Annotated in this window: 5 protein-coding genes; 1 reads left to right on the forward strand and 4 read right to left on the reverse strand. The window is 62.9% G+C overall.

Features of this window, described 5'->3' with window-relative positions; genetic code table 11:
* Window positions 1-250: 250 nt before the first annotated feature.
* Entirely contained in the window at window positions 251-2,371 is a 2,121-nt protein-coding gene (locus NUV89_RS26630) for a TonB-dependent receptor (protein WP_257783664.1), read from the forward strand.
* 5 nt (window positions 2,372-2,376) lie between these two features.
* On the opposite strand, the gene NUV89_RS26635 is transcribed toward NUV89_RS26630, so the two are convergent.
* Genes NUV89_RS26635 through NUV89_RS26650 form a run of 4 tightly spaced genes read right to left on the reverse strand, consistent with a single transcriptional unit; the run spans window position 2,377 to window position 6,198 of the window.
* The gene (locus NUV89_RS26635) at window positions 2,377-3,138 is read right to left on the reverse strand and encodes a TonB family protein (RefSeq protein WP_257783665.1); all 762 of its coding nucleotides are present in this window, start codon (window positions 3,136-3,138) and stop codon (window positions 2,377-2,379) included.
* Window positions 3,135-3,581 (reverse strand): protein TolR, encoded by a 447-nt coding sequence (tolR, locus tag NUV89_RS26640; RefSeq protein WP_257783666.1) that lies wholly within the window; start codon window positions 3,579-3,581, stop codon window positions 3,135-3,137. The genes NUV89_RS26635 and tolR overlap by 4 nt, the downstream gene beginning before the upstream one ends.
* Before the next feature lie 15 nt (window positions 3,582-3,596).
* Entirely contained in the window at window positions 3,597-4,289 is a 693-nt protein-coding gene (gene tolQ / locus NUV89_RS26645; protein ID WP_257783667.1) for a protein TolQ, read from the reverse strand.
* Between the two features lie 46 nt (window positions 4,290-4,335).
* On the reverse strand, window positions 4,336-6,198 hold the full coding sequence (locus tag NUV89_RS26650; protein ID WP_257783668.1) for a phytase: 1,863 nt from the start codon (window positions 6,196-6,198) through the stop codon (window positions 4,336-4,338).
* Between the last annotated feature and the right edge of the window lie 101 nt (window positions 6,199-6,299).

The following is a 6,299-nucleotide window of genomic DNA, read 5'->3' on the forward strand; positions in this document are numbered from 1 at the left end:
GTCAGTCGCTATTTATGTTGACTGACCCACCGCATTCGCGAGCAAGCCCGCTCCCACATTGGGTATTAGGTGAGTTGAAAATATAATTAACCAGCAGCATCTAATCAACCAAGAACATGCACATTACTAATAATTAACATATAACAAAACGGACTTTTACGAACACCCTTCATATCCATATTGTTACCCCCAGCACCGACCCCTGACCAGGTGGAGGCCTTGCCAACCACCACTCTCTCAGGGGTCCACCATGAGCCACATCGCTGCGCCCAACTGCCTCACCCTCGCCGTCTCGCTCGCCTTGTTCAGTGCCTACGCCCACGCCGATGACGCCGCCCTGCCGGTGGTGAACGTCACCGCCGAGCACCGCAGCGAAGACCTGCAAAAAACCCCGCTGGCGATTTCCGCCTTCGATGAAAAAACCCTCGAAGACAAACAGATCCGCAGCGTGCGCGACCTCTCCGGCCAGGTGCCGAACCTGACCCTCAGCCGCCAGTCGATCTCCTACAGTGCGCAGACCTACGGGATCCGTGGCATTGGCGAAACCGACCCGATCCAGGAAGCCGCCGTGGCGGTGTATGCCGACGACCTGTACATCCCCCGCGCCATTTCCTCGATGCTGGATTTCAACGACGTCGAGCGCGTCGAAGTGCTGCGCGGCCCCCAGGGCACGCTGTACGGGCGTAACAGCAGCGCCGGCGCGATTCGCGTCATCACCCGTGACCCAAACCAGGAAACCCGCGGCTTCGTCGAGCTCGGCGCGGGCAATTACAACGCGCAGAACGGGCGCTTCCTGATCAGCGGCCCGCTGGTGGACAACGCCCTGTTTGGCAGCTTCTCGGCGATTCGCCTGACCCGCGACGGCACCGTGTCCAACCCGACACGGGACAAGGACGTGAACAACGTCGATATCCAGTCCTATCGCGGCAAGCTGCGCTACAAGCCCGAGGATTCACCCTGGGATGTGCAGTTGACCCTGGCCGGCACCTTTGATCGCGGCGATACCACCAGTTATTCGCCGTTCGATGCCAACGGCCATTTCGACAAGTTCAAGAGCTACAGCAGCCTCGATCCGAAAAACCGCCTCGATCAGGGCAGCTCGGTGCTGCGGGCGATCTACGCGATCAACGATCACCTGAACGTCAAGTCGGTCACCGCCTGGTCATCGTTCAACCAACCCGTGGATTACGACAACTCCGGCCAGGCCGCGCTGATCCAGAACAACCTGATCCTCTACAAGCAGAACTACGCCACCCAGGAATTCCAGCTCAACGGCGACTACGACGACTTCAGTTTCAGCACCGGCCTGTACCTGTACCGCGAACGCTTCGACGCCGACCGCGACAACCTCACCTACTCCATTGCGCGCAACCGGGTGATCGGCCAGGGCCAATACAGCACCACCAACACCGAAAGCTATGCGCTGTACGGCCAGGGCACCTACAAAGTCACCGCGCAACTGTCGCTGATCGCCGGCCTGCGCTTTACTCGCGAGCACAAGAATTTCGAGTTCACCAACTACGCGATCAACACCGACCGGCAGATCACCGGCACCAACTTTGCCGCGCAGGCGAGCAAATCCTGGCAATCCACCAGCCCGAAAATCGGTTTCGAATACGCCTGGACCCCGCACCTGAACCAGTACGCCTACGTCGCCAAGGGCTTCAAGGCCGGCGGCTACGACAACCGCGCACCCACCCGCGCCGCCGCCGAGCAGGCGTTTTCGCCGGAGGACGTGACCACCTGGGAAACCGGCTTCAAGGGCGACTTCTTCGAGCAGCGCCTGCGCGCCAACGTCGCGCTGTTCTACAACGACTACAAGGACCTGCAAACCAACGCCTACGACCCGGCGCTGGGCGTGAGCCTGCGCACCAACGTCGGCCAGGCCCACACCTATGGCGTGGAGCTGGAGACCCTCACCGCCCTGAGCCGCGACTTGCAGCTGACCGCCAACCTCGGCTACCTGCAAAGCCAGTACGACGACTTCCAGAACGCCAGCGGCGCCGGGGTGGATGCCAACGGCAAGCAACTGGTGTTCTCGCCGCGCTGGAACGCCAGTGTCGGGCTCAACTACACCATTCCGGCCGGTTTGCCCGGCACCTGGCTGACCGGCACCGATGCGCAGTTCCAGACCAAGTCCTATGCCAATGCGCTGAACGACGATATCCAGGAAGTGCCGCAGCAAACCTTCTGGAACGCCAACACCCGCTACATCAGCGGCGACGGGCACTGGACCACCACCCTGGCGGTGAAAAACCTGCTGGATCGCGCCTATCCGCAATCGGTGGGCTACGTGCCGTCCAGCGGCGCGCGCTACTACTCGGTCAACGATCCGCGCACCCTGTTGCTGTCGGTGCGCTACGATCTTTGACCGGTTTATTTGATGCGGTAGTGGAAGGTATTGCGCACCGCCGGTACGGCGACGGCCTTGCCTTCGACGATGCGCGGCTGGTAGCGGAAGGTGTTCGCCGCCGCCAGTGACGGGCGCATGAACAGCGGGTGACAACCGTCCAGCACCTTGGGGTTTTCCACGCGGCCCTGAATGTTCACGGTGTACTCCACCGAGCAATCGCCCTCGATGTTCTTGTCCAGGGCGCGCTCAGGGTAGTCCGGCGCTTCCTTGCTCAAGGGTTGGTACTGGCGGCTGTCAAACGCCGGGGCCGCGGCTGGTGCAGCCGGCTGCGCGCGCTGGGCCGCCAGGCGTTCCTGAGTCAAACGCTGCTGCTCCAGCTCGCGTTTGCGCTGCTCGGTGGCCAGGCGTTCCTGCTGTTGCTCGACTTTCTTGTCCTCGACGCGCTTGCGCGCCAAGGCGGCCTTCTCCAGTTTTTGCGCCTGGATCTGCGGATCGACCACGGGTTTGGGCGGCACAGGCACGGCGACCGGCTCCGGTGGCGGTGCGGCGACGGCCACCGGCTCCGGCACTGGCGCGGGTGCCGGCGGCAGCATGACCAATTGGGTGTGCATCACCCGTGGCGCCTCCACCACGGGTTTTTCCGTCGACCAGCCCAGCATCAGCACGGCCAGCACACCGACGTGCAACGCCACTGCGAGGCTGGCGGCGAAGCTGTTGCGCCAAAATCCGCCGGTATCCCTGGGCGCGATTAAAAGCTGTGGACTGTGCATGATTATCGCCGTCATTGCGGGGCCTCGGTCACCAGCCCCAGGTTGCTCACACCACCCTTCTGCAACACGGCCATGGCCGCGACCACGCGACCGTAGCCGGCGTTGTCGTCGGCACGGATATACACCTGGGTGTCGCTGCGCGCCGCCACCACCTGCATGACCTTGGCGCCCATTTCCTCCAGGGTCACGGCGCTGTCGGTCTGGTGCTGGGTATCGAGTTCGCCGCCAAGGTTCCAGTAGTAACCGCCATCGGCCTGCACCGACAGCGTGAGGATCTGCTGGCGCGTGTCGGTGGCCAGCGCCTCGGCGGCGACCTTGGGCAGTTCGATCTTCACGCCCTGTGTCAGCATCGGCGCAGTGACCATAAAGATCACCAGCAGCACCAGCATCACGTCGATATAGGGCACCACGTTCATCTCGGCCTTGGGCCCGTGCTTGCGTTGCGGCCTGGTTAACATGGGAGGTTTCCTTAATCAGGCGGCCACGGCCAGGTTGATCGGCGTGCCGCGCAACGTGCGGTGCAGGCGCACTTGCAGTTCATTGCCGAAGGCGTAATAGCGGGTGAGCAAGGTCTGGCCACGGGCGGCAAAACGGTTGTAGGCGATCACCGCCGGGATGGCCGCAAACAAACCGATGGCGGTGGCGATCAACGCCTCGGCAATGCCCGGTGCCACGGTGGACAGCGTGGCCTGCTGCACCTGGGACAAGCCGATGAAGGAATTCATGATGCCCCACACGGTGCCGAACAAGCCGATATAGGGGCTGACCGAACCCACGGTGGCGAGAAATTGCAGGCCTTTTTCCAGCTCGATTTCCTGCTCGGTAATCGCCACCTGCAAGGCGCGTTCGACGCCTTCGAGCACGGCCGGATCATGGCTGTGCAGGTGCTGATATTCCTGCACCCCGGCGATAAAGATCGGCGCAATGCCACCCTCGCCCGCCTGCACGGTGTCGCGGTACAGCGGCTGCAGGTCGGGCGCCGCACGGAAGCGCTGCACAAAACCGTTCAACTGGCGCTCCAGGCGGCGCAGCACCGCGCCGCGCTGGATAATCAAGTACCAGCTGAGAGAGGACGCCAGCAGCAGCGTGACCATCACTGCCTTGACCAACAGGCTGGCGTCGCTGATTAACCCCCAGATCGTCATATGTTCCATCGTCGCGTGCATGGTGAACTCCTATTCGAATAAAAAGTGATGACCGAGTGATGACGCGTCAGGGCAATTTCAGCGTGCGGGTCACGTCGGCCCAGGGCACAAACTTGAAGTTCTGGGTTTGCTCGGGCATGCGTTTGCGCCCGTCCTGCACCACCAGCATGCCTTGGCTCCACGGTCCGCCGAGGTTGATCGCGGTGACTTCCAGGCCATCGGTCTCCGAGGCGCCGTCAATCCCAGCCGCCGCGTTGAGGCCCACGCGGAAGGCGCCGTGGGTGGCAAACGGTGGCTCGGCATCCACCACCAGATAACTGTCATTGCCCTGGCTGGAGATCACCAGGTAGTCGCGTTTGTCGCTCTGGTACAACGCCAGACCTTCAACGTCTGCATGTAGCTGCGGGCCCACCTTAATCACGCTGGTCAGCTTGGCCGGCTGATCGGCACGCGCATCCACGGCCCACACGCCGACGTCTTCTTCACCGATAAACAGGCGTTGACGCTGGTCATCGGCGACGCAGCCTTCGGGTTGGCTGTCGACCTTGAACTGGCGCACCAGCTCGCCCTGCACGCGGCCAACCGGTGCACTCAGGCGGTATTGCAGGAAGGTGCCGTCCTTGTCGTTGGCGATGGCATAGATCTCACCGCTGGCGGGCTGGAACAGGCAAATGCCATAGATCGCCTTGAGGGGCGTCGGTACTTCACCGGCTTCGCGCAGCTCGCCGGTTTTGCGGTCGATGCTGAACAGGCTCAGGCTGTTGTGATCGCGGTTGCTGGCAACCGCGAGGTCGACGGTTTGCGTGCCCAGCTTGAAGTTGGGACGCACATCAACGTTGTTCAGGCGCCCGACCGCCAGCTCCTGCAACAGCTTGCCGTCGAGGTCGTAGGCCAGCAGGCCCTGCTTTTTGTTGGTGCCGAGTACGCGGCTTTTGGCCGGCTGCTCGGGGTGAATCCAGATCGCCGGATCATCCGCGGCATCGCCCTGGCGCCCGACGGGATCGGTCTGGCGCACGGCGGCGACCTCTGGAATCACCGCGTCCACCGGCACCGGCTTGGCCTGCCAGTTGAGCGTGCCCTGGTAGAGCTTGCCCGTGTCGTCATCGCGCACCAGCAGTTGCCGGCCGTTGACGCTGAGTTGCTCCGGCTCCTTGAGACCCGGCAGGTTCAGGCTCGCTTGCTCGACCCAACGCTCAGCGGTTTGCTGGAACAGATGCAGCTGGGCGGTCTTCGGATCAAGCGCCACCACACCCCCCGGCACCAGCGCCATGGCCCCGGCTTCGCGCTTGGGATTATCGAACACCGCCACCGGCGTGCGTTTCACATCGGCCTCCGGGTGCGCCGGGTAAGCCCACCAGCCGACGTTTTCTTCGTTGACCACCAAGCGATTGGCCGCGTCATCCACCTGGCAGAACTGCGCCGACGGCGGCAGCGGCAGACCGCGTACGCGCTGGGGTTCGCTCAACAGCGTGGTGCCATTGCCTACCAGCCACTGTTCGCCTTTGCCTTCCTCACCCACCAGGAACACAAACAGGTTGGCCGCCGAATCGCGGTACAGGCACAGGCCGTTCACCGCGTAGTCGCGGGTCGGCAGGTAGAGCGGTTTGCCGAAGGTCTTGGCGGACGCGTCGAGGCTAATCAGCAGCGCTTGCTGGCGATCGTTGTCGAGGCTGGCCACCAGGGTTTGGGGACCGGCCGCGCGGGTGTCGAGGCTGCTGAAATTGCCGTTGAAGCGCGCCAGTTCGGCGCCCTTGGCGTCGAGCAGTTGCAGGCCGTCGCGGGTGCTGGCGGCGAGGCGGGTGTGGGTGTCGAGGATGGTCACCGCCTCGGCGTTGAGGCTTGGAGCCCAAGGCGTCAGGGCCAAATCGGCGGCAATCGCTTGGCCACAGGTTGCCAATGCGATCAGCAGGTACAACTTGGAAATTCTCATGAACAAACAAATCCTTCAAAAACGATGGAGATCCAATGTGGGAGCGGGCTTGCTCGCGAATACGGTGTGTCAGTCGACAAATCAGGTGGCTGACCCACCGC

This window comes from Pseudomonas sp. 18.1.10 (genome assembly GCF_024655625.1).
Lineage (GTDB): Bacteria > Pseudomonadota > Gammaproteobacteria > Pseudomonadales > Pseudomonadaceae > Aquipseudomonas.